The sequence below is a fragment of the Acinetobacter gyllenbergii genome (genome assembly GCF_001682515.1).
Lineage (GTDB): Bacteria > Pseudomonadota > Gammaproteobacteria > Pseudomonadales > Moraxellaceae > Acinetobacter > Acinetobacter gyllenbergii.
Genome location: NZ_KV575272.1, coordinates 49,361 through 73,031 on the forward strand (window position 1 = coordinate 49,361; position 23,671 = coordinate 73,031).

21 protein-coding genes and 1 pseudogene are annotated in these 23,671 nt (G+C 43.6%); 12 read left to right on the top strand and 10 right to left on the bottom strand.

Going from position 1 to position 23,671, the window contains the following annotated elements; genetic code table 11:
- Positions 1 to 20: 20 nt before the first annotated feature.
- Complete coding sequence (locus NG55_RS19735) at positions 21 to 680, top strand: riboflavin synthase (protein ID WP_023270944.1); 660 nt, start codon at positions 21 to 23, stop codon at positions 678 to 680.
- Between the two features lie 43 nt (positions 681 to 723).
- Here the strand turns inward: NG55_RS19735 and blhA are convergent, their stop codons facing one another.
- Genes blhA through NG55_RS19750 form a run of 3 tightly spaced genes read right to left on the bottom strand, consistent with a single transcriptional unit; the run spans position 724 to position 3,245 of the window.
- Positions 724 to 1,350, bottom strand: coding sequence for a cell division protein BlhA (blhA, locus tag NG55_RS19740; RefSeq protein WP_065344202.1), 627 nt, complete (start codon positions 1,348 to 1,350; stop codon positions 724 to 726).
- Positions 1,351 to 1,385: 35 nt separating this feature from the next.
- Positions 1,386 to 1,793, bottom strand: a complete 408-nt coding sequence (locus tag NG55_RS19745; protein WP_023270943.1) for a DNA polymerase III subunit chi — start codon at positions 1,791 to 1,793, stop codon at positions 1,386 to 1,388.
- A 3-nt stretch (positions 1,794 to 1,796) separates the two neighbouring features.
- Entirely contained in the window at positions 1,797 to 3,245 is a 1,449-nt protein-coding gene (locus tag NG55_RS19750) for a leucyl aminopeptidase (protein ID WP_065344203.1), read from the bottom strand.
- A gap of 154 nt (positions 3,246 to 3,399) precedes the next feature.
- Here NG55_RS19750 and lptF point away from each other — a divergent pair, with 154 nt between their 5' ends.
- The 4 genes from lptF to NG55_RS19770 all read left to right on the top strand — a co-directional run bounded on the left by lptF (position 3,400) and on the right by NG55_RS19770 (position 8,414).
- A complete protein-coding gene (gene lptF, locus NG55_RS19755) occupies positions 3,400 to 4,500 on the top strand; it encodes an LPS export ABC transporter permease LptF (protein ID WP_016540801.1) in 1,101 nt (366 codons plus the stop codon).
- On the top strand, positions 4,500 to 5,570 hold the full coding sequence (gene lptG, locus NG55_RS19760; RefSeq protein ID WP_016540802.1) for an LPS export ABC transporter permease LptG: 1,071 nt from the start codon (positions 4,500 to 4,502) through the stop codon (positions 5,568 to 5,570). Before lptF ends, lptG begins: the two co-directional genes overlap by 1 nt.
- Before the next feature lie 114 nt (positions 5,571 to 5,684).
- Positions 5,685 to 7,229 carry a 2,3-bisphosphoglycerate-independent phosphoglycerate mutase gene (gene gpmI, locus NG55_RS19765; protein WP_016660505.1) on the top strand — a complete coding sequence of 515 codons (1,545 nt, stop codon included), beginning with the start codon at positions 5,685 to 5,687 and terminating at the stop codon, positions 7,227 to 7,229.
- A gap of 9 nt (positions 7,230 to 7,238) precedes the next feature.
- Complete coding sequence (locus NG55_RS19770; RefSeq protein WP_065344204.1) at positions 7,239 to 8,414, top strand: S41 family peptidase; 1,176 nt, start codon at positions 7,239 to 7,241, stop codon at positions 8,412 to 8,414.
- A gap of 40 nt (positions 8,415 to 8,454) precedes the next feature.
- Here the strand turns inward: NG55_RS19770 and NG55_RS19775 are convergent, their stop codons facing one another.
- Genes NG55_RS19775 through gacA form a run of 3 tightly spaced genes read right to left on the bottom strand, consistent with a single transcriptional unit; the run spans position 8,455 to position 12,132 of the window.
- A complete protein-coding gene (locus tag NG55_RS19775; protein WP_065344205.1) occupies positions 8,455 to 9,891 on the bottom strand; it encodes a sigma-54-dependent transcriptional regulator in 1,437 nt (478 codons plus the stop codon).
- 22 nt (positions 9,892 to 9,913) lie between these two features.
- Positions 9,914 to 11,479, bottom strand: a complete 1,566-nt coding sequence (locus tag NG55_RS19780; protein WP_016540806.1) for a sensor histidine kinase — start codon at positions 11,477 to 11,479, stop codon at positions 9,914 to 9,916.
- Positions 11,480 to 11,496: 17 nt separating this feature from the next.
- Positions 11,497 to 12,132, bottom strand: coding sequence for a response regulator transcription factor GacA (gene gacA / locus NG55_RS19785; RefSeq protein ID WP_004656359.1), 636 nt, complete (start codon positions 12,130 to 12,132; stop codon positions 11,497 to 11,499).
- Between the two features lie 210 nt (positions 12,133 to 12,342).
- Here gacA and pbpG point away from each other — a divergent pair, with 210 nt between their 5' ends.
- A complete protein-coding gene (gene pbpG / locus NG55_RS19790) occupies positions 12,343 to 13,407 on the top strand; it encodes a D-alanyl-D-alanine endopeptidase PBP7/8 (RefSeq protein WP_141669913.1) in 1,065 nt (354 codons plus the stop codon).
- Positions 13,408 to 13,535: 128 nt separating this feature from the next.
- On the opposite strand, the gene thrC is transcribed toward pbpG, so the two are convergent.
- From thrC to xerD, 4 genes are all read right to left on the bottom strand, one after another.
- Positions 13,536 to 14,675, bottom strand: a complete 1,140-nt coding sequence (gene thrC, locus NG55_RS19795; RefSeq protein ID WP_016540808.1) for a threonine synthase — start codon at positions 14,673 to 14,675, stop codon at positions 13,536 to 13,538.
- A gap of 58 nt (positions 14,676 to 14,733) precedes the next feature.
- A complete protein-coding gene (locus tag NG55_RS19800; RefSeq protein WP_004773963.1) occupies positions 14,734 to 16,035 on the bottom strand; it encodes a homoserine dehydrogenase in 1,302 nt (433 codons plus the stop codon).
- A 129-nt stretch (positions 16,036 to 16,164) separates the two neighbouring features.
- Positions 16,165 to 16,980: a DsbC family protein gene (locus tag NG55_RS19805; protein WP_016540809.1), complete on the bottom strand. Its 816-nt coding sequence runs from the start codon at positions 16,978 to 16,980 to the stop codon at positions 16,165 to 16,167.
- A 134-nt stretch (positions 16,981 to 17,114) separates the two neighbouring features.
- A complete protein-coding gene (xerD, locus tag NG55_RS19810) occupies positions 17,115 to 18,035 on the bottom strand; it encodes a site-specific tyrosine recombinase XerD (RefSeq protein WP_016540810.1) in 921 nt (306 codons plus the stop codon).
- A gap of 204 nt (positions 18,036 to 18,239) precedes the next feature.
- Here xerD and NG55_RS19815 point away from each other — a divergent pair, with 204 nt between their 5' ends.
- The 6 genes and pseudogenes from NG55_RS19815 (at position 18,240) to ftsW (ending at position 23,671) form a co-directional block, all read left to right on the top strand.
- Positions 18,240 to 18,500: a FeoA family protein gene (locus NG55_RS19815; RefSeq protein ID WP_004656347.1), complete on the top strand. Its 261-nt coding sequence runs from the start codon at positions 18,240 to 18,242 to the stop codon at positions 18,498 to 18,500.
- Positions 18,497 to 20,350, top strand: a complete 1,854-nt coding sequence (gene feoB, locus NG55_RS19820) for a ferrous iron transporter B (protein ID WP_004656345.1) — start codon at positions 18,497 to 18,499, stop codon at positions 20,348 to 20,350. The genes NG55_RS19815 and feoB overlap by 4 nt, the downstream gene beginning before the upstream one ends.
- A 54-nt stretch (positions 20,351 to 20,404) precedes the next feature.
- Complete coding sequence (locus NG55_RS19825; protein WP_065344206.1) at positions 20,405 to 20,656, top strand: DUF6587 family protein; 252 nt, start codon at positions 20,405 to 20,407, stop codon at positions 20,654 to 20,656.
- A gap of 105 nt (positions 20,657 to 20,761) precedes the next feature.
- A pseudogene (locus NG55_RS21340) lies at positions 20,762 to 21,009 on the top strand (hypothetical protein).
- 99 nt (positions 21,010 to 21,108) lie between these two features.
- Entirely contained in the window at positions 21,109 to 22,467 is a 1,359-nt protein-coding gene (gene murD / locus NG55_RS19835; protein WP_065344207.1) for a UDP-N-acetylmuramoyl-L-alanine--D-glutamate ligase, read from the top strand.
- A gap of 10 nt (positions 22,468 to 22,477) precedes the next feature.
- Positions 22,478 to 23,671: a putative lipid II flippase FtsW gene (gene ftsW, locus NG55_RS19840; RefSeq protein ID WP_004656339.1), complete on the top strand. Its 1,194-nt coding sequence runs from the start codon at positions 22,478 to 22,480 to the stop codon at positions 23,669 to 23,671.

A 23,671-nucleotide genomic window follows, 5' to 3' on the forward strand; every position in this document is an offset into this window, starting at 1 on the left:
AAAGATAGGTTGAAACTCCCATGTTTACAGGCATTATTGAAAGTTTAGGTAAGGTTGAGAGCCTACAAAGTGTAGGTGGCGACGTTCGTTTGCGTATTCAAACTGATTTGGATATGTCTGATGTGCATTTGGGTGATTCGATTGCCACCAATGGGATCTGCCTGACTGTGATTGAATGGGGCGAGAACTGGTATGCGGCTGATGTTTCGCGGGAGAGTTTAAACCGAACGACACTGGGTCAGTGGAAAGTCGGCCAAGCGGTCAATGTCGAAAAAGCGATGCTACCCACCACACGTTTTGGTGGACATATTGTCAGTGGCCATGTCGATGGCTTAGGTGAAATTAGCTTAGTGCGTCATGATGCCCGTTCACTCTACTTTGAAGTGACAGCTCCTGTTGAGTTAGCCAAATATTTAGCTGAAAAAGGCTCAGTCACGGTCGATGGAATTAGTCTGACCATTAACCATTTGCGTGGCAATATTTTAAGCTTGAATTTAATTCCGCATACTGCAGAACGTACCAATATCGGCACGTGGCAAGTCGGCAGCAAAGTCAATTTGGAAGTAGATGTACTGGCGCGTTATATCGAGCGTTTACTGTTAGGTGATAAGGCCGCAGAGCAAAAAAACGAATCCAATATCAGTATGGCTTTTTTAGCTGAAAATGGTTTTTTAAAATAAAACAGCAAGCATAAAAAAGCCCAGTTAAAACTGGGCTTTTTTATTATTTCTCGTCTGAAAATTCACTGTTTTTCAAGATATAGTCAATTTCATCTTGCGCGAGGGCGTGCAATTTGGCTCTAAACACGGTTACCGCTTGCTCAATTAAACCTTCAGCTTCGAGTTCCAATCGGACACGCACACTTTCCAGCTCCGATAGAATCTGCTGATCATCAATCACCACAGTTTGGCCTCGTGCATAATCCACACTTGGCTGTTCTGGATTGGTTTGATAACGCTCAGTCTGTTGAGCAATCTCCTGATCAATATGACCCCGTAGTGCCAGTAGATTTTCGGTCTGTTGTTGGAATTGACGGGCTTCATCGGCTTGCAGTTGCGCTGCATAGGCGGCTTCTGCTGCACGCTTCTCCTCTAAGGCCTTTTCCAAAGCCAGTTGTTTACGAATCCGCGCTTGTTCAATCAGCTCTGCTTTGAGGTCTGCATAAGCTTGATCTATCCGTTGTTGAGAACGCTGCTGGGCATTCTCTTCATGTTGGGTCCATGTTTGAATTGGGGTTTGTGGTAACAGCAGATCGCAGATACGTGCTAAATCGTCCTGATAGGTCTGACGGACAGCCTCAGGTGCATTTAACCAACGTTTTTTAAAGTCCTGACCTACATTTAATGCCACAAGACACTCCTCAAATGATGTTCTTGGTTGCTGATTTATAATTTAAATGTTCGAGGTTCAATGCCTAAACGACGATACATTTTAAATTTTTCCCGCCCGATTTGTTTCGCAGCTTCATTATTTTCAATAATCTCGATAATGTGGCGAAAATCTTGAGTCTGTTCAAGTGCATGATTGTTAAAATTAAACACGATCCAATCATTGGATGGGGGGAGTTCTGCCGAAATACAGACTGGACTCGTCACTTGATCGATTCCATGTGGGATAAAACTGACTGGATCAAATTTCCAAAGCATCTCGTCCAGTTCAGTTTGCAAGTCTGAATCTGCACAATACCACCAGATATGAGGATGTTGATTCAGAATTTTCCGACATAAACGGCAAGCACTTTCGACTTGCCGTTCAGTACTGTTTTCAAATAAATAAAAGCTGATTTGCGCCATGTTTTAGTTTTTCGTTGCAACACGATTGGCTAAAAATTGCATTAATAAGGGCACTGGACGACCCGTTGCACCTTTGGCTGTGCCAGATAACCACGCTGTTCCTGCAACATCAAGGTGTGCCCAACGATAATCACGGGTAAAACGTTCTAGGAAACACGCGGCTGTAATCGCACCACCGTATGGACCGCCAATATTGGCAATATCAGCAAAAGGCGAGTCGAGTAATTCTTGATACTCTTCCATTACAGGCATACGCCATACACGATCAAGTGACTGTTCGCCTGCGTGTTGCAATTCTTGCGCCAGTTCATCGTCGGGTGTGAATAAACCGCTCACCACTTTGCCTAAGGCAACCACACAGGCCCCAGTTAAAGTTGCAATATCAATTACCAATGCAGGGTTAAAGCGTTTAATGTAGGTCAGGGTGTCACACAGTACCAAACGACCTTCGGCATCGGTATTCAAAATCTCAATGGTTTGGCCGCTCATGCTGGTAACAATATCACCTGGGCGAGTGGCATGTCCTGAAGGCATATTTTCAGCTGCTGCAATCGCTCCCACCACATGAATTGGAAGACGAGCTTCACAAAGCGCTTGCATAGTGCCCAATACTGAGGCTGCACCACACATATCAAATTTCATTTCATCCATGCCTAAGCCTGGTTTTAATGAAATACCGCCAGTATCAAAGGTCACGCCTTTACCAACAAGTACCACAGGAGCTTGCTCAATTTGGGCATTGTATTCCAGTGTGACAATACGACCTGGACGCTCTGAGCCCTTGCTGACGGCAAGGAAAGCATACATGCCCAAATCTGCCATTTGCTGTTCATCAAGAACGGTCACTTTTAATAAGTCTGGATATTGTGCAGCGAGGGCAAGTGCTTGATCAGCCAAATATTCAGGGAAACAGATATTGCCTGGACGGTTACCCAAATCACGGGCATAGTTTTGACCTGATTGTACGGCTTGTAGCAGATTTAATTGCGCATCATCCAAGTTTGTTTGATTGGCAATCAGGTGAATGGTGTCCAGCGAAAATTCATTCTTTTTCGATTTAAACTCGTCATAGCCATAAGCCGCTTGGGTCAGACTGAGTACGAATAAGGAGTGTAAATCTGTCGGGAGTGCCGAAAGATCGACACTAATTTGTTTAAATTTATTTTGTGATGATTTGATAATGCTTTGTGCGAGTTTTGCTAATTTTGTCGCTTTCAACTCGGCACTTTTTCCAAGTCCGAGTAGTTGGGCATTGGCTTGAACGGCAATATTTGCAATCAGGGCTAAATTTTCGTTAAACCCAGCTTTGAATTGGGTTGCCTTGAGTGTTTCTTCTAGATGATTGATTTGATAAGTATTTAAGTTCTGTTGTAATTGTTCTGAATCAACCAAAATCCACAAAGATTCGCTAGACGCCTGAGCGGGGAATGCGTTTTGAAGTGTAAATTTCATTGTTTGTATAGAACCTAGTGAGCGAAAAAGAAAGATAAGTCCATTAAACACTTTCGGATATGAGGTTGCAATCCGCAACAAGCGATAGGTTTTATATTTTTAACATTCGGGTAAACTAGCGTTACCTTCAATTGGTCTTTTTGGAAGTATTACTTTGATTATTCGGCGTTATCTCGTCAAACAAGTGGTTTCGACATCTCTCGTGGTCATTGGTTTATTGACCTTGATTATGATGGGTGGTCGTCTAATCAAGTATTTTGGCGTTGCAGCTCAAGGTCGCTTAGATGCTGGGATTTTGTTTAGCATCATCGGTTATCGCTTGCCTGAATTTTTAACCTTGATCCTTCCATTGGGTTTTTTTATTGCCTTGATGCTGGTGTTTGGCCGTCTCTATGTTGACCATGAAATGGCGGTGTTAAATGGCAGTGGTGTAAGTCGTAACCAATTGGCACGTCTGTTGTTACCGATGACGGTGATCTATTTGGTGGTTCAAACTGGTTTAATGGTGTGGATGGGGCCGTGGGGCTTACGTGAGTTTGAAAAGCTGACCAGCACGCAAGCAGTTCGTACTGGCTTTGATTTGGTTCGTCCGAAGGAGTTTATTTCTTCGGGGCCGTATACCATTTATGCGGGTTCGCTGTCCGAAGACCGAAAGAATTTAAAAGATATTTTCTTCTATCAAAAAGCGACTGAGGATGATAAACCTGATGTCATGATTCTGGCCAAAGAAGCCACCCGCGTTGAAGTTGCCAATGATACGGCCAATGTGGTGGACTTGGTACTTGGACGCCGTTACGAGATTTATCCGAATCAGCCGCGCTATACCCAAGCGGAATTTCAATCTTATCGATTGCGCTTGGAAAATGATAAAGATGTGAAATTTGAAAGTGATGATGTGGCGGCCTTGTCGATGTCCAAACTATGGCAGAAACGCGATGATTCCGTGGTTCGTAGTGAGTTGGGATGGCGGATCTTTGGTCCCTTTATTATTATTGTCGGTTTGATGCTTGCAGTCGCGCTGTCAGAGGTGAGTCCCCGTCAGGGGCGTTATTACCGCCTGATTCCTGCGATTTTTATCTTTGCCAGCTTAATTGTATTAATGATTGCCATTAAAACCCGAATCAGTAAAGACGAATTGGATCTTTGGGCTTATCCCGCCGTGTTGTTGGTCTATGCCATTGCTGCTGCAATTTTTGCACGTAAACAAAAATTGGCACCAAAAATTAAGAAAAGTATTCAGCGAGTGGGGTTGTGATGTTAGCACGTCGAATAGTCGCCAAACATGTGACAAAAACCACGGTTCTAGCCATGCTCGGAACAACGCTGGTGTTATCTTTCCTGCAAGTTCTATTTACCTATTTGGGTGAGTTGGGTTCACTCAAGCCAAACTATAATGCGTGGCAAGCGTTTCTTTTTGTGATGTGGGGCGCACCGCGTTATTTATATGAAATTTTACCTGTCGCTGCTTTGATTGGTTCAGTACTCGGATTGGGTGCATTGGCTTCAAATAGTGAGCTGATTGTCATGCGTTCGGTTGGCATCAGTCTGTGGCGGATTGTCGGTTGGGTGATGCGTTCAGCATTATTGCTGATTGTGTTGTCTTTTGTATTGAGTGAATGGGTGATTCCATATACCAATGAGCAAGCGCAAAGTATCAAAAAGCAACGCAGTGTCGCATCTTTAGGTGAAGTCAAAGGCTATTGGTCGCGTGAAGGGCAGCGCTTTATCTACATTGACTACGCCAATTCACAAGGGCAGTTACGCAATATCCAAACCATTGATTTTGATCAAGACTATCGCTTGCAGTCCTTTGTGACGGCTGAAAAAGGGCAATTCGTCAAAGATGGTGAGTGGCAACTCTCACAATCGCATCAAGTCGATTTACTGGCACAAGGCAATGCCATTAAGACCGATCATGCACAGCAATCGTTGGGCCTCGCCTTACAGCCAAAATATGTGCATATGGTGACGCTGGATCCTGAGGATCTATCACCGAGTCAATTGATTAGCTTTATGCGTTATATGGAAGAATATAGTCAGGTACCAAAGACTTATGAGTTAGCCTTCTGGCAAAAAGTCACAGCACCATTTTCTTTAATTACGTTGGTGTTGATTGCCTGTTCCTTTATTTTTGGTCCGCTCCGCCAACAGTCGATGGGCTTCCGTTTGGTCATCGCATTGTTTACAGGCTTAGGTTTCTTCTATTTGCAAGACTTCTTGGGCTATGCAAGCTTAGTGTATGCACCTTCACCTGCATGGTTTGTACTATTACCTGTGGTGCTGATCTTTATGATTGGTAGCTATCTGCTCTATCGAGCACGCTAATCTTGATGGAGCGGCTCTATGCTCAGGATTGATGAAAGCCATCAGCTAGGTCATAGAGAATTCGATTAAATTTCGGTAAAATAGACCGATCAAATGACAAACAGAGAGTCCATTATGACGGATGCAAACGTTGGCAAAATTCCTCACGTTCTGGTAATTATGGATGGAGTGGGGCATCGTGAAGCAGTTGAAGACAATGCTTTTTTAGCGGCAAAAACGCCAAACCTCACTGCGATGAAGGCCAAGCATCCAAATAGTTTAATCTCTGGTTCAGGCGAAGATGTGGGCCTACCTGATGGTCAAATGGGCAACTCTGAAGTGGGTCATATGAATCTTGGTGCGGGTCGCGTGCTGTATCAGGATTTTACCCGTATTACCAAAGATATCCGTACGGGTGCTTTTTTTGAGCATGAAGTGCTAGTCGATGCGGTGGAAAAAGCCAAAGCAGTAAACGGCGCTGTGCATGTGATGGGCTTATTGTCAGAAGGTGGCGTGCACTCGCATGAAGACCATATTGTGGCGATGTGTGAGCTAGCGCTAAAACGTGGTGCAACCGTGTATTTACATGCCTTCCTCGATGGTCGTGATACCCCACCACGCAGTGCTCAACCTTCTTTAGAAAAACTGGATGCCTTATTCGCACAATATCCAAATCAAGGTCGTATTGTGTCGATGATTGGGCGTTACTTTGCCATGGATCGTGACAATCGTTGGGATCGCGTTGAGCAAGCCTATCGCCTTATGACCGAAGGGGAAGCGCTACGTGTTGCGAACTCAGCCGTTGAAGGTTTAGAACTTGCCTATGCTGCAGGAGAAAATGATGAGTTTGTCAAAGCAACGCGTATTGGTGAAATTGCCAAAGTACAAGATGGCGACAGTATTGTCTTCATGAACTTCCGTGCCGATCGTGCGCGTGAAATTACCCGTGCCTTTGTTGAAAAAGATTTTACTGGATTCACGCGCAAAGTCGTTCCAAACTTATCTAAGTTTGTCATGTTGACCCGTTATCAAGCCAGTATTGATGCGCCTGTTGCCTATATGCCAGAAGGATTGAAAAACTCGATTGGTGAATATCTGTCAAGTTTGGGTAAGACCCAATTGCGTATTGCCGAAACTGAGAAGTATGCGCACGTGACGTTCTTCTTTAGTGGTGGTCGTGAAGATGAATATGAAGGCGAAAAACGTATTCTGATCCCATCGCCGAATGTTGCTACCTATGATTTAAAACCAGAAATGAGTGCCTATGAAGTCACGGATGAGTTGGTGAATGCCATCAATTCAGGTGAGTTTGACTTGTTGGTGGTGAACTATGCCAATGGTGACATGGTCGGCCATACGGGTGTGTTTGATGCTGCGGTAAAAGCCGTTGAAACGGTCGATATTTGTCTGGGTCGTGTCTATGATGCGGTCATGGCAAACAAAGGTCATATGTTAATTACAGCGGATCATGGTAATGTAGAGCAAATGCAAGACTATGACAGCGGTCAGGTACATACCCAACATACCACTGAATTGGTGCCATTTATTTATGTTGGCCCAACACAAGCCACAATTGCTGACGGTGGGGTATTGGCAGATGTTGCACCAACACTCCTGCATTTAATGAACCTTCCCGTACCTGCTGACATGCAAGGCAAGAATCTAATTACTTTAAAATAAGGTGAAGCAATGACCCAACACAACAACATTTACCGAGCGATCTGTGCAAGTTTGTTGATGTGTTGGGGAATGAATCTCTCTGCTGCGCCTGTGACGCATAATTCAGGATGGACTGAGGATGCACCAAGTCAGAGTGCAGAAGTCCCAATCGAATCGATTCAGCAATTTGTACAGATCTATGGCATTGTCAAAGATAACTATGTCGATAAAAAATCGGATGATGCGCTGTTTCAACAATCGATTAAAGGCTTGGTCAGTGGCTTAGACCGTTATTCCCGTTATTTATCGGCAGAAGAATATCGCCAGCTGATTCAATATACAGAAGGAGATCTTGCTTCTGTCGATTTCAATTTAAATTATGATGCGCATGCCAAGTCTTGGCAGATTCAAGATTTAAAGGCAGGTTCGGACTCAAGTAAGTTGGGCCTGCGCAATGGTCAGGTGATTCTCAAAGTTGATAATCAGGAACTGAAAAGTCTGAACCAAGATCAAGTGCAAGGCTTACTCTACGGTTCAATTGGCAGTACGGTACAGATCCAGCCAGAAAATAATAGCAGTACCGTGATTCTGGTTCGAAATAAAAAAGTCGAAACCGATATTGAACCTGTTCTGTTACATAATCAGGTGCTGGTGCTGAAAATACGTGTTTTTCAACAAGATACCGCCAATGAAATTAAACGTTTAATTGAAGAATATAGTTCTACTAAGCTGAAAGCGGTGGTGTTTGATCTGCGCAATAACCCAGGTGGCTTACTCTCGGCTTCGGTTGAAGCAGCTGATTTATTTTTAAATCAAGGCATTATTGTCACCACCAAAAGTCGTTCAGAAGGCGATCAACAATTTCAGGCGCTGCCGTCGAATGAATTTCAAAATATGAAATTAGGGATTTTGATCAATCGACGTTCTGCTTCTGCAGCTGAGGTTTTTACCGCAGCAATGAAAGAGCACAAACGTGCTTGGGTGGTGGGCGAAACCAGTTATGGTAAAGGTGTGGTACAGAAGTTGTTCCCTTTACCGAGTGGTGCCGCACTACAAATGACAGTTTCGCATTACTACACCCCCAATGGCAATATGATTGAAGGTCAGGGGATTCAACCCAATCAAATTTCACCTTTAACGGCAGAGATGAAAGAAGACACTTACTTGGAGCACGTCACCGATCTGGTGTTAAAAAGTCGTTATTAAAAAATAAAACCCCTCGATTGAGGGGCTTTATTTTTAAGCATTATTCATCGTCTTCGGTATCTAAACCAAATTTCTTCAAACGATAGCGCAAAGAGCGGAAGGTCATGCCTAATTTCTTCGCGGCTAAAGTTCGATTCCAATGGGTGAGATTCAGCGCATTCAGAAGAATCTCTTTTTCGATATTCTCTAAATAACGCTCTAAACCTTCAGGTGGAAGTTTCTTTGAACTCATGCTTGGACTTGCCGAGTGTTGTACGGGTTCGACTTCTTCTGATGTAGTATTTGAAAAAGAAGGCGTTGGATTTGCCAGAGAACTACGCAACGGAGCGGTCTGCAAATGTGCTAAATCGATATTGTTATCATCACTTAGGGTAATTGCCCGCTCAATAATATTGCGTAATTCCCGCACATTACCTGGGAAATATTGCTGCAATAAGAATTGCTCTGCACGTGAAGATAGGGATTTCGCTGGTAGATCCCACTCTTGGCTAATCTTTTGAATAAAGTGATTGGCCAATAACAAAATATCCTGACCACGCTCACGTAAAGGTGGTAGTACGATATCCATCACGTGAATGCGGAAGAACAAATCTTGACGGAATCGTCCCTGCTGGACCAATAGTTCCAAGTCTTGGTGACTGGCACTAATCACACGGAAATCCACATCAATTTCTTGATCTGAACCCACTGGACGAATTTTCTTTTCCTGTACTGCCCGTAGCAATTTGACCTGCATATTTAAAGGCAGTTCGGCAATTTCATCCAAAAACAAACTGCCGCCGTGTGCAGACAGAATTAAGCCTTGCTTGTCCTGAGTTGCGCCGGTAAAGCTGCCTTTTTTGTGTCCGAACAACTCACTTTCCATCAATTCAGTTGGAATCGCACCACAGTTGATGGCAATAAATGGGCCTTCGCTACGGTTACTCAAGCGATGTACCAGATTCGCAACGACTTCTTTACCTGTTCCTGATTCACCCGTAATAAAGACGGGAGCTTGGGAACGTGCAATTTTCTTTAACGCGATGCGGAGCTGTTGGATCGGTGCAGAACGTCCAATTAACAGCTTATTCTCTAATGCTGTTTCGGCAGCCTCTTGTTCAGGCTGTGGACGGTTCAATGCTTTCTGAATCAATTGATCCAGATGCATCTGGTTGACAGGCTTACTGACAAAGTCAAATGCGCCTGCCTTTAAGGCTGCTATGGCAATATCCATATTGCCATAGGCGGTCAGTACCGCAATCGGTGTATTGGGATAGTTCTGTGTTACATGTTTAACCAGATCCAAACCATTACCATCTGGAAGATTTAAATCCGTTAAGCAAGCATCGTACTGGAACTCAGTAAAGAACTTTTTTGCCTGTTCGACCCGATAGGCGAGATGTGTCTTGATGCCCATACGCGCCAGCGTCATCTGCATTAAAAGACATAAATCTTCTTCGTCGTCTACCAATAAGACGAGTGGTTGTTTTGTTGCCATTTCCCCGAGAAACCTAATCTAATCAATGAATTTTTGAGCATTCAATCCTGAAGCATGCTCCTTGTTGTCGCTCTATATAGGTGAGCTTTGCATGATTTGCCTCACAAAAGGTATGAGACAGATACAATCCTAAACCAGTTCCTTTAATTTCGGTACTAAAAAATGGTTTGAACAGCTGAGAAATATCTCGTTTTGAGACACCCGTCCCAAAATCGATAACATCAATGCAGGTTCGTCCATCTTTGAGCTGTATATTCACTTCAATAAAGGGCGCATCGGTCGCATTATGTCGCAGTGCATTTCTAATTAAGTTAATCAGCACTTGGCGGAGTTGTTTTTCATCAAACAGGATATTGAGCTGTTCGGTCTGATTCAGCTGAATACGTTGTTTCGCATCGGAAAGGTCTTCATTCAGAAGGCTTTCAAAGAAAGGATTTAGTTCAATGATTTGTGGGTCTGTTGGCTTATTTCTTGCCATAGCTAAAGTATCTTCAACGATGCTGTCAATGCGTTTGGCCTGCTTGTTGATCATGCGTGACAACATATTCAATTGATGTGCATCGCTGTCTTTTATTAACTCATTGGCTTGTACAATCGCAGCTAAGGGGTTGCGAATTTCATGGGCAATGCTGGCTGAAAGTTGTCCCAACGCTGCGAGCTTCAGTTGCTGAACTTGTTGGGTTAGCTTCTGGGCATCTTTTAAAATCAATAAGACCAACGCTTGTTCTGGTACAATCAAATGTTTGACCCGAACATTGATCGTGTAAGGGCTTTGTTGAGATTCAAAACTGAATTCTTCGCCATCTTCAAGATTACTGAATTGAATCAGTTCAAATAGATCTGGCTGTAACTTAATCAGTGGCGTTTTTTCCAAAGAAACAGCCAAATGAATGCCTAACAAAGTATTGGCAGCTGGATTGGTTAAAACAATATGATTGCTTTCATCTAGCACCAAATAGCCATCCTCAATTTGTTCGAGAATATAACGGTTAATATTTTGTAGTTGATGAATTTCAATGGATTGATGAAAGGTTAAGGTTTCTAGAATCTTAAAACGCTGCACCGCAATACGACCAATCGCATGCACCACGAAAAACAGAAAGGCCAGAAAAATGCTATTGCCAAGATGGGTTAAATTATTGGCATCAAAGAAGTCACCTAAAAAGCGTTGGTAAACCACCATGATGACTGCAAATAAAGTAATGATCAGCGAAAGATGTGCATTTAATAAAATCGCTGAGGAGAAAATAATAATGACATACAGTAAGCTGAGTTGCAGATTTGGACCACCTGCTGCGAAGGTGATTAAACTGAGACAAATAACATCAATAATAAAGATAAAAATCAGCTGCTTGGAGATTTGTATTGGAACAAGCTGCAGCAAAGCAAGCTGGAAAATATTAAAGGTGATATAGCACACCAGTGTATAAAAATACAGAAAGGGGTAAATATAGTTACTTGAAAGTTGCTCAGCAGTCAGTAAATAAATTAATAGCAGACTAATCGAGATGATCAGTCGATAGCCGCTATACCACACCCCAAGCCGATAGACCGTCTGTGAAACAGACGACGCAATTTTCCCTAACATAGGCGCTTACTGTTATTTTAAGGTTTAATGAGTCCATAGCGAATCGCAAGATGGGTCAATTTGACATCACTATCAATTGCCAGCTTTTCAAAAATACGATAACGATAGGTGTTGACCGTCTTCACGCTAACAAACAATTTGTCTGCGATTTCTTGGGCGCTAATACAGTTGACCACCATCATGGCCACTTGCATCTCTCGCTCTGACAAGGCATCAAACGGCGATTGCTGCGTATCTGAAAGATAGGAGCTGGCCAGTTGCTCGGCAATATCTGCGCTAAAGTATTTTCCGCCTTGCATGACTTTGTTAATGGCACGAACCATTTCTGCAATCGGTGCACCTTTAGTAATATAACCTTTGGCGCCTGCTTTTAATAACAGTGATGGATAAGGTTCTTCAGCAAGGCCGCTCACTGCAATCACCTTAGTCTCAGGCACACTTTGTAATAAGCGGCGAGTGGTTTCTACGCCGCCAATGCCTGGCATATTCACATCTAATAACACCACTTGTGGGTGTTTTTGTCGGACCAAAGCAATCGCTTCTTCACCCGATTCAGCTTGTCCAATGACTTCTACATCGGGGTGGTCTTCCAACATACGACAAATCCCTGTGCGCACGAGTTCATGATCATCAACAACGAGAACAGTGATCAAGAAGACCTCCTTTTTTCAAAAAAACTGGTTTTTTGTTACATAAAGCAAAATTAGCTTGCAATGAAACGACAAAATTAGCAATCCTATTCTTCGTTTTTAGCGAATAGTTGTACACAATTGTGTCTATAAAAGCTTTACCTGATTTGTTCAAATGTAAGGCATAATGGTATTAAGCGCAAATGTGCAGCGTCCTGAGTTGAGTATTGTGTCGTGAAAAATTCTAAAAAATCTATCATGCATGTTTTAAGCATGTCTATCTTGTTGGCGTGGAGCTCAACAAGTTTTGCTGAACTGGTTGTGAATAACAATCCAGCTTCTTCGCGTGTGAGCGGTTCAGCTTCAATGAATTGGTCTGCAAGTGATGCAAGTCAGTTCATGGAAGATGATGATCCGCTAGAAATTAGTCCACAAGGTTCAACTTCTGTTACCACAACATTGCGTAATGGCAGTTCAGCACCAATTACATCTTCAACGGCGCCACAATCGTCGACACAGATTCGCGATACCTTCGGGTATAGCAGTCAGCCTTCAGTCAATGCACGCGCTGCTTTGGTGATGGATGCACAGACAGGCGAGGTGCTGTACAGTAAAAACAGTAATATGTCTGTCCCGATTGCTTCGATTACCAAATTGATGACTGCTGTAGTGACTGCTGATGCACGTTTAAACATGTCAGAAGAAATTACGCTGGAATCGATTGATTTCGCAGGTGCAGGCGGCAAGAACTCAAGTTCAACCTTACGTGCTGGCGATCGAATGAATCGTGCAGAAGCACTTTTGTTTGCTTTGATGAAATCTGAGAATCCTGCTGCCGCAGCTTTAGCGCGCACTTACCCAGGTGGCCGATCTGCCTTTATTGCTGCGATGAATGCCAAAGCGAGGCAATTGGGTATGACATCTACACGTTATGCTGAATCTACTGGTTTAGATCCGCATAATGTCTCATCAGCACGTGATTTGGGTATTCTGGTCAGTACGGCGTCGCAATATGGGTTGATTCGTCAATTTTCAACGACGCCAACCTATGATTTCAATTTAGGTTACCGTGTTCTTAAATCGAACAATACCAACGCACTGGTGCGTAATGGCGGCTGGAATATTAACTTGTCGAAAACAGGTTATATCAATGAAGCAGGCCGTTGTGTGGTGATGCATACGACTGTGAATTCACGCCCAGCGGTTGTCGTGCTATTAGGCGCACCAAGTTCGCAAGCACGTAATAGCGATGCCACCAATTTATTAAGCTGGTTAAGCACTTTGCCAAAACGCGTTTAATCATTCGAAATATAAAAATGCTCTTCTTTATGAAGAGTTTTTTTATATCTACAAAAAGAAAGTCTCTTTTCTTTAACACAATAAAAAACCAGTTGCAGGCAACTGGTTTTTTATTTCAGTATCTCTGCTTACATATTTGAAAGAATCGAATCTTTCACTTGATCCATAGTCGCATCAATTGACAACATTACGGCATCAGCACATTGTTTGATTGCAGTGTCAGGATCTTTTAAGCCATTGCCTGTAACCGTACATACAATCACAGAGCCTTCAGCAATTTTACCGGCTTTCAGGTCACGGATCGCACCACCAATAGATGCTGCTGAAGCAGGCTCAACAAACACACCTTCATACATTGAAAGCAAACGTTGCGCTTCTAAAATCTCAGCATCAGTCAGTTCATCGAACCAACCTTTAGAATCACGTACCACTGCTTTAGCATGGTTCCAACTTTGTGGATTACCGATACGAATCGCTGTTGCAACTGTTTCTGGGTTCTCTACTGGCGCACCACGTAAGAATGGCGCAGCACCAGATGCTTGATAACCCACCATAGTTGGTAGACCTTCAGGTTTAGGGCCTGTGAATTGATCTGTTGCAGCATCATAAATCACTTGCTCAAACTGATCTGCAGGTTGGTTGGCAACTGCTTCGGTATAACCCATCCAGTGTGCGGTGATGTTACCGGCATTACCGACAGGTAAGCAGTGATAATCAGGAGCACGACCCAATGCTTCTACGATTTCATAAGCAATGGTTTTTTGACCTTGCAAACGGTAAGGGTTGATTGAGTTTACAATCGTTACTGGTGCTTGATCTGCAACTTCTTTGACTAAACGCATACCATCATCGAAGTTACCGCGGATTTGCATGGTAATCGCACCATACATCATCGCTTGCGCCATTTTACCCATGGCAATTTTGCCTTCTGGGATCAAGACGAATGCTTTAATGCCTGCACGTGCTGCATAAGCCGCTGCGGCTGCCGAAGTATTCCCTGTAGAGGCACAGATAATTGCTTTAGAGCCTTCTTCAACAGCTTTGGTCACCGCCATGGTCATACCACGGTCTTTAAATGAACCTGTTGGGTTCAGACCTTCGTATTTCACATAGATTTCGACGTTTTTGCCAATAAGACGTGGAATGTTCTCAAGTTTAATCAGTGGAGTATTACCTTCACCTAAAGAAATTGCACGTGTAGTTGCAGACACAGGTAAACGGTCACGATAACGATCTACAAGACCAGTATAACGATTGGCATTCGACATGATGGTGTTCCAATATGAGGTAGAGCGGGGTGAGGGAAGTCATTTTCCCTCAACCTGATTAACTATCGAGCGATTCTAAACGAATTCTTACGATTTCGCCACGAATTGCAGGTAATGCTTGAATTTGCGCAAGCGCTTCATCCATTTTTGATTCAACGATCGGATCCGTTAAAATCACGATAGGAATCAAGTCTTTTAAGCGTGATTGCTGCATGATGGCATCAATACTAATGCCTGCACGGCTAAGAATCGTAGTGACATCAGCCAATACGCCAGTCTGGTCTTCAGCATTTAAGCGGATGTAATAACCTGTGGTCATTTCTTCACGGCTTAAGATTGGCACATTGGTCAACGCTTCAAAGGCAAGCTGAGGAATTGTTCCTGCGCCATCTTCGGTATACGAAATATCACGCACGATATCAATTACGTCAGCAACCACGGCAGAAGCGGTTGGGCCTGCACCTGCGCCAGCACCGTAATACAAAGTAGGACCAACTGCATTGGCCTGTACCAAGACTGCATTCTTCACGCCATTCACGTTAGCAATCAATTCTTCAGCAGGAATTAAAGTTGGATGTACACGTAATTCAATGCCTTTATCTGCGCGACGTGCGATACCTAAGTGCTTGATACGGAAACCAAGTTCTTCTGCATATTTCACATCTTGGGCGGTGATTTTGCTGATGCCTTCGGTATAGACCTTATTAAATTGCAATGGAATACCAAAAGCACATGAGGCCAAAATCGTCAACTTATGTGCAGCATCAATGCCTTCAACATCAAAAGTTGGATCAGCTTCAGCGTAACCAAGTTCTTGCGCTTCTTTTAAAACGTCTTCAAAGGCACGGCCTTTTTCACGCATTTCAGTCAGAATGAAGTTGCCTGTACCATTAATGATGCCTGCAAGCCATTCGATATGGTTCGCTGCGAGACCCTCACGGATCACTTTAATGATTGGGATACCACCCGCAACAGCTGCTTCATAGGCAATCTGAACAGCATTGTCTTCTGCTGCTTTAAACAGTTCATTGCCATGTTCAGCCAGTAAAGCTTTGTTTGCAGTCACAACCTGTTTGCCATGCTTAATGGCTTCCATGATGACTTCATAGGCTGGGTGAATACCGCCCATGACTTCCACCACAACATCAACATCAGGTTGACGTACGATTTCCATCAAGTCATCGCTTTGTTTAATGCCTTCGAGTTGTAAATCTGGACGTGGACGGCGTGTGCCTACGTGTGTAATTTGAATTTCTCGACCGGTACGGCGTTTAATTTCCGCAGCATTTTCTTGTAGTAATTTAAGGGCTCCACCACCTACAGTACCAAGACCGAGTATCGCCAGACGAACTGGTTTCACGTTACACTCCATTATATTCAATCATTTTAATGAAGCTTGATCATAGCTAAAAAAATGCGCAGACACTAGGGCTAAGATCATCTTTAATCTGTCGCCCGAGTCTTTGCTGATTTGTATTGTAGTTTGAACTTATTTGTTTAAGCGTTGTACGATTTCTTCAGGCGTCATATAGCCACCTAAATATTCGCCATCGACGTTATAAATCGCTGGTGTACCATTCACGCCCATATTTAAACCGAGTTGATACTGGTCACGAACAGGGTTCTTACATTCAGCAGCCGAAACGGGTAAGCCTTTGGCAGCTTGGTCGAAGGCAGCTTTACGGTCTTCACTACACCAAATCGCTTGCATGGTTGGCATGAATTGTTCGCCACGTGGCCATGCGATATAACGGACTTCAATGCCTTTGGCATTAATTTCAGCAAGATGTTCATGCAGTTTATGGCAATAGGGGCAGCTTGAATCGGTGAATACATAGATTACATGCTTGGCTTTGCCGCCTTGAGCAGGATAAACAATCAAATCTTCGGTTTTTAGTGCCGCTAAATGTTTTTTATTTTCAGTGGCTTGTAAGGCATCACTGACATTATGTAATTGCTTGTCGCCTAAACGCACCACATCGCCTTGAATAATGTATTGGCCATCAGCGGTGGCATAGACAGATCCCATGCCTTCCAGACTTACCCAATAGAGATTAGGCACTTCGGTTTTCTTCACCGCAAGAATTTTGGCGTTGATATTGGCTGTTTTGAAATTTTTCTCTAAGGTCGAGACTAAACGCTGTTGCGCATTGCGTTCATTTAAAGTTGATGCTTCACCTGTCGCAGGTGCACTTGCTGTGAGCGCATCTTGTTTTTGTGCAGAGTTTTCTTTTGAGCAAGCACTGACTAATAATGTTGATGCTAATGTACAAGCAATTACAAGCTGAGACCGAGTAAACAACATATAGAACCTTTTTTGTACGAATTCATTTGTATAAGGGGCCTAGCATAACAAAAAAAATGAATCACTTCGTTAAATCTTGCATAGGCTCTGTGAACAGCATCAAGTTTTGGTTGAATCCTAGATAAAAGGTGGATTTAGCCGCGTGGATGGTATTTGCCATGCAATTCCTGCATACGATGTTGCGCGACATGGGTGTAAATTTGCGTGGTGGAAAGGTCACTGTGTCCAAGCAGCATCTGTACCACGCGTAAGTCTGCGCCGTGATTGAGTAGATGGGTCGCAAAAGCATGACGTAAGGTATGGGGGGAGAGTTCAGCTTGAATATTGGCTTGCAATGCATAGCGTTTAATCGCATACCAAAAATTCTGTCGACTCATGATGCCACCATGTTGAGTCAGAAACAGATAATCCGTGCTGCTTTTATACAGTTGTGGGCGTGATTCAATTAAATATTTTTCAATCCAGTCACAGGCAAATTGCCCTAGGGGTACCAGACGCTCTTTATTGCCTTTACCTGTGATTCGCACAAAGCCCTGTTTTAAATTGATCAGTTCTAAACGTAAATTCAGTAACTCTGAAACACGCAGGCCACAGGCATACAGCACCTCGAACATGGCACGATCACGGAGACCTAATGCTGTATTGATGTCAGGCGCATTGATTAAGGCCTCTACATCTTGTTCAGATAAGTCTTTGGGTAAGGCTCGTCCAATTTTGGGGGAATGGTGAGTGGCAACAGGATTATCGTCCCGTAACTTTTGTTCTCTTAAAAACTTATAAAATTGTCTTAATGCAGACAGGCAACGGGCAATCGAACGCGGGCTTTTCCCGGCTTTAGTCAGTGCAATCAAGACATCCGCAATATCGTCACTGGACCAGTGTGGTAAGGCTGCTGTCTGATGTAATTCAGCACATTGAATCAGGTCAGATAAATAGGCGTTGCGAGTGTGTGGGCTTACGGTTTGAGCCACCAGATAATCCCGAAAACCCTGTAAAAAACTCAAATGTTCGGGAATGTTAACCGCAGCGGGAATACGAGGCTTTTTATTTAGCATAAGGCGTTGAAGATATTTCTCAGTGAAAGAGGGGCGGGTATTTTAGGGAAAACGCTGCCCTGATTTATTTTTGGTTGAATTGCACTGTAAAAGAAAAATGAATTGTTGTCGATCTGTCACAGAAGCAAATGCCACTGAGATTGGTTTTGGTAATTATTCTCATTTGCTTGTATACTAGTAAAAAAGGGTTAAGGGTTAGAAGCGGTGCGATTGTCAGCATTAAAAGTCAAGCAAACAGCGATGATTACGAAAGTAAATCGCGTGGTCGATGAGACAGAACAGCCAGATTTAGTTGCAGTTCGTTTAGAAAGTTTAGGCTTTGTGCCAGGGACACAAGTACAGGTGATTACCAAAGGCATCTTTGGTGGAGATCCGATTCTAATCCAGCTCGGTTTTACGCGTTTTGCGTTACGAAAAGCGGAAGCGGATAAAATTGAAATTCAACTTGAAGGAGCACCTGCATGAGTGATGCGTTACGTGTTGCCCTTGTGGGAAATCCAAACTGCGGTAAGACATCTTTATTTAACCATTTAACAGGTACACGTCAAAAAGTTGCCAACTATGCGGGTGTGACGGTTGAACGTAAAGTTGGGCATTTTCAGCTTCCTTCTGGAAAAGCGGTTCGTGTCTTGGACTTGCCAGGAACCTATAGTCTACAGGCAACCAGCCCAGACGAAGAAATTACTCGTGATGTTTGCCAAGGTAAAATTGCGGAAGAAGGGCAACAAGATGCCTTCTTGTGTGTGGTCGATGCAACTAACTTAAAGCTACATCTTGGTTTGGTGTTGGAAATTATTGAGTTGGGTCGTCCAATCCTTGTCGTGTTGAACATGATGGATGAGGCACGTCGTCGTGGTATTCAGATCAACACGCAAAAGCTTTCTGAGCGTTTGGGTGTCCCTGTGGTTGAAACGGTTGCGGTACGGAATTCAGGTATCGAAAACCTACTGCATGCACTTGATCAAGACAAGTACTCAATTCCACAAACGGAACTGAGTGGCTTGAAAGGGGATCATCACCAGAAAATTGAAGTGATTTTTAAAGATGTAGTGAACTTTGTTGATCAGGAAGATAAACGTACTGATTTTCTGGATAAGATTTTCTTACATCCAGTGCTTGGTTTGCTAAGCCTTGCAATCATGATGTTTATTGTCTTCCAAGCAGTATTTGCTTGGGCTGCGCCATTTATGGATGGGATTGAAACCTTCTTTGCATGGTTTGGTGAGAAGCTCGGTGAGTATATCTCGCAGCCTTTGCTGCATAGCTTGGTCGTAGATGGCATCATCGCGGGTGCAGGTAGTGTGGTGGTGTTCTTGCCGCAAATTTTGATTTTATTCTTCTTTATTCTGGTCTTAGAAGAATCAGGTTATTTACCGCGTGCAGCTTTCTTGCTGGATAAGCTCATGTTTAAAGCAGGTCTGAGTGGACGTGCCTTTATTCCTTTGCTGTCGAGCTTTGCATGTGCAGTGCCTGGAATCATGGCGACGCGTAGTATCAGTGACCCACGTGATCGTTTTACCACGATTATGGTTGCGCCATTGATGACCTGTTCTGCGCGTTTACCCGTCTATGCTTTATTGATTGCGGCCTTTATTCCAAGTCAAACGGTATGGGGTATTTTCAACTTACAAGGTTTAGTGCTATTTGGTTTGTACATGTCAGGCATTGTCAGCGCACTCTGTGTTTCGATTGTGATGAAGTTTCTGCAAAAAGATAAATCACAACATGCATTATTACTGGAGCTGCCAAGTTACCGTATTCCTGATTTAAGAAGTGTTGGCATAGGCTTACTCGATCGCGGCAAAATCTTCTTAAAACGAGTCGGTGGGATTATCTTCGCCCTGTCGATTTTACTTTGGTTCTTGTGTACCTTCCCGCAAGCACCAGAAGGGGCGACTTTACCAGACATCGACTACAGTTTTGCTGGAATGTTAGGGCATTTGCTGCAACCGATTTTTGCACCTGTTGGTTTTAACTGGCAGATCGTGGTTGCACTTATTCCTGCAATGGCGGCGCGTGAAGTTGTGGTTGCTGCATTGGGTACGGTCTATGCCTTATCGGGTGCAGATGATGATGCGATTGCACAAGGCTTGTCGCATTTGATTAGTGCTGATGGGACGGGTTGGTCATTGGCAACAGGTTTATCATTATTGGTATGGTTTATCTACGCGCCGCATTGTTTGGCAACCTTAGCAACCGTACGTCGCGAAACAGGCTCATGGAAACATGTGGCGGTGATGACGGCATATTTATTCGGTTTGGCGTATTTAATGTCTTTCTTGACTTATCAAATTGCATCAAGCATTTGGGGTTAAGAAATTCCACCTAGTCTCCCTTTGAAAAGGGAGGCAATCATTGGAGAGACGGTTATGTTTGAGTACTTGATTGTTGCTGTATTGGTACTGTGGAGTGCTGTTGTCGTATTCAAAAAGGTGTTCCCTCAAACAGCAAATTCAGCATTTCTGAGTTTGTCGAACTCTTGTCAGCGTTTAGGCTGGCAGCGTTTGGCGACATGGTTAAAACCTAAAATGGCTGTGGGTTGTGGCGGTGGCTGTGGTTGTTCGACTGATGAAAAGGAGAACAAAAAAGCAGACCCCATTCAAACAGTGAAATGGCGTTAGTCGCAATCTTAAAATTGCCCATCTTAGAATGGGCAATTTTTTTGAAAAGAAAAAATGAATCAAATTAAGATGAACTAGAAGAGATCATTCAGCTTAAAACATAAATTGATTTTATTGGGTTTTATGCTGGTAATGACACTGCTTTATCTCTCTGCTTTGTTTAAAGGTCTGAATATTTATAAACAAACCCTCTCTTGGCTTATCTCATGTTTAATCTTGATTTATCTGTGGTTGAGCCCCGAATTGATTGAACTTAAAATCAAGCACTATGTATTTAAATCTGTAGCTTGGTTGTGAGCTTGATTTTGTTGCTGATCAGTTGTGCTATGCCTGTTGAAGCTTTTACGCACTGACACAAAAAAGATTGAATAAAACCAAAACTGAAAAAGCATTTAAAACAGTAAAGTGCTAACATTTTTGCCATTCTGTAATCTGCAAAAAATGGGGCAAAAATGTTAATACAGCGCGGTGGATTGAAAGTTGTGGCTGGCTTGGGTATTTCGGGGGTATCAGCAGTCAACTTTCTACATGAACAGGGCTACCAAGTTGCAGTTACAGACTCACGACTCACCCCACCGGGCCATGATCAAATCCCTTCAGCCGTGCGGACCAGTTTTGGCATGTTGGATACGGAACTGTTATTACAGGCAGAAGAAATTATTCTCAGTCCAGGGCTTGCACCGCAACTTCCAGAAATTCAGCAAGCGATTGAAAAAGGCATTCCTGTCGTTGGTGATATCCAATTACTGCGCCGTGCTACAGAAGCTCCTATTGTTGCGATTACAGGCTCCAATGCAAAAAGTACAGTCACGACTTTGATTGGCCTAATGGCACAAGATGCGGGCAAGAAGGTTGCTGTTGGAGGCAATCTTGGGCGTCCTGCGCTGGATTTACTTAAAGATAAACCAGAACTGATTATTTTAGAGTTATCCAGCTTTCAACTTGAAACTACGTCACATCTGAATGCAGAAGTGGCCGTGGTACTCAATATGAGTGAAGATCACCTTGATCGCCATGGCGATATGCTGGGCTATCACAAAGCCAAACACCGTATTTTCCAAGGCGTGAAAAAAGTGGTGTATAACCGTGATGACAATCTGAGCCGTCCTTTGGTTCCTGATGTCACACCGATACAAAGCTTTGGTTTGAATGCACCAGATTTAAATCAATTTGGTGTGCTGCGTGATGCTGATGGCAGCATGTGGTTAGCACGTGGCCGTGAGCGTCTGCTTAAAACCACTGAGATGTATATTCAAGGGATGCATAACGTTGCCAATGCTTTGGCGTGTTTGGCATTGGGTGAGGCGATTGGTTTACCAATGGCATCTATGCTAGAAACCTTAAAGCATTTTAAAGGCTTGGAGCATCGTTGCGAGTATGTCGACACAATTGACGGTGTGCGCTATTACAATGATTCTAAAGGCACCAATGTCGGTGCAACCCTTGCCGCGATTGATGGCTTGGGGGCTGCTATTGAAGTCAACAACGGTAAGCTGGCTTTGATCCTAGGTGGTCAAGGCAAAGGGCAAGATTTCAAACCCCTCCGTGATGCAATTCAAAAATATGTGAAATCGGTGATTTTGATTGGTGAAGATGCAGCAGTCATCGAACAAGCAATTCAGGGCAGCAGTGTGATCCAACATGCACAGAGTTTACAAGCAGCCGTGCGATTGGCACAGAAAAACACGCAAGCTGAAGATGTGGTCTTACTTTCACCCGCCTGTGCAAGCTTTGATATGTTTAAAAGCTACAATGATCGTGGACAGCAATTCGTGGCATGTGTAAATGCCTTGAATGACGAGAACAACTAGGAATAGAACTATGGCGGATTTAGCCCAAAATACGGTGCAAAAGATTTCGCAATTGCTCAATCGTTTGCCAAAGTTGCCTGCAGAAATGACGGCACGAAATATTCTAATCTTTTGTGTGATTGCATTACTGTGTTTCGGTTCGGTGATGGTGGCATCAGCCTCGATGCCCTATGCGGAATATATTCACGAAAGTCCATTTTATTTCTTGATTCGTCATGGTATTTCGATTGTTGTGGCTGCGGTGGTGGCGTTTCTGACTTATCGGGTGTCATTAAACTTATGGTTTAAAAATGCCTTTCCTTTATGGTTGATTACCATCGTGCTGTTGTTAGCCGTGTTGGTGGTCGGTTCCGAAGTGAATGGTGCCCATCGCTGGATTAAGGTCGGTGGCTTTACCTTGCAGCCAACCGAGATTGCTAAGATTGTCATGGCGATTTTCACCGCTGACTATGTGGTACGCCGTGCTAAAGAAGTCCGAACACACTGGAAAGGTTTATTGCGTTTAAGTGGTGTGATGGCCTTAACTGTCGGTTTTATTGTTGCCGAGCCTGACTTGGGGGCAACTGTCGTTATTGTCTTAATGATGGTTGGAGTATTCTTTTTAGCTGGCGCACCTGCAACGCAGTTCTTAATCATGCTCGGTGCGATCTTTGCGGGTGTCAGTGCGCTGATCATCTTCGAGCCATTCCGTTTTCAGCGTTTGATCTCGTTTACCAATCCTTGGGCAGATCCATTGGGGGTTGGTTATCAGCTTTCCAACGCTTTGATGGCCTTTGGTCGTGGTGAGTGGTTTGGTACGGGCTTAGGTCACAGCGTACAGAAGCTTTCTTATCTGCCAGAAGCACATACTGACTTTATGCTGGCTGTACTAGGTGAAGAATTTGGTTTCTTCGGCGTGTCGATTGTGATGATGCTGTCGTTTACCATGCTGGCATGTTGTATCCGTATTGGTCATCGTGCCTTGCAACATAATTACTTACGTGCAGGTTATTTGGCCTACGGGATTAGTATCATCTTCTTGATGCAGATTCTGGTCAATGCAGGCATGAATATGGGATTAATGCCAACCAAAGGTTTGACCTTACCGTTTATTAGTTATGGCGGTACATCACTGATGATGTGTGCGGCGATGATTAGCTTGATTCTAAAAATTGATGCGTCAACCCAAGAGTTGAATCCAGTGAAAGAAGAGTCTAATTTCTAA

Coding starts and splice junctions, on each gene's coding strand:
- NG55_RS19735 (WP_023270944.1), top strand. CDS start 21: ATGTTTACAGGCATTATTGAAAGTTTAGGTAAGGTTGAGAGCCTACAA.
- NG55_RS19745 (WP_023270943.1), bottom strand. CDS start 1,793: ATGGCGCAAATCAGCTTTTATTTATTTGAAAACAGTACTGAACGGCAA.
- NG55_RS19750 (WP_065344203.1), bottom strand. CDS start 3,245: ATGAAATTTACACTTCAAAACGCATTCCCCGCTCAGGCGTCTAGCGAA.
- lptG (WP_016540802.1), top strand. CDS start 4,500: ATGTTAGCACGTCGAATAGTCGCCAAACATGTGACAAAAACCACGGTT.
- gpmI (WP_016660505.1), top strand. CDS start 5,685: ATGACGGATGCAAACGTTGGCAAAATTCCTCACGTTCTGGTAATTATG.
- NG55_RS19770 (WP_065344204.1), top strand. CDS start 7,239: ATGACCCAACACAACAACATTTACCGAGCGATCTGTGCAAGTTTGTTG.
- NG55_RS19775 (WP_065344205.1), bottom strand. CDS start 9,891: ATGGCAACAAAACAACCACTCGTCTTATTGGTAGACGACGAAGAAGAT.
- NG55_RS19780 (WP_016540806.1), bottom strand. CDS start 11,479: ATGTTAGGGAAAATTGCGTCGTCTGTTTCACAGACGGTCTATCGGCTT.
- thrC (WP_016540808.1), bottom strand. CDS start 14,675: ATGTCGAATGCCAATCGTTATACTGGTCTTGTAGATCGTTATCGTGAC.
- NG55_RS19805 (WP_016540809.1), bottom strand. CDS start 16,980: ATGTTGTTTACTCGGTCTCAGCTTGTAATTGCTTGTACATTAGCATCA.
- xerD (WP_016540810.1), bottom strand. CDS start 18,035: ATGCTAAATAAAAAGCCTCGTATTCCCGCTGCGGTTAACATTCCCGAA.
- feoB (WP_004656345.1), top strand. CDS start 18,497: ATGAGTGATGCGTTACGTGTTGCCCTTGTGGGAAATCCAAACTGCGGT.
- NG55_RS19825 (WP_065344206.1), top strand. CDS start 20,405: ATGTTTGAGTACTTGATTGTTGCTGTATTGGTACTGTGGAGTGCTGTT.
- murD (WP_065344207.1), top strand. CDS start 21,109: ATGTTAATACAGCGCGGTGGATTGAAAGTTGTGGCTGGCTTGGGTATT.
- ftsW (WP_004656339.1), top strand. CDS start 22,478: ATGGCGGATTTAGCCCAAAATACGGTGCAAAAGATTTCGCAATTGCTC.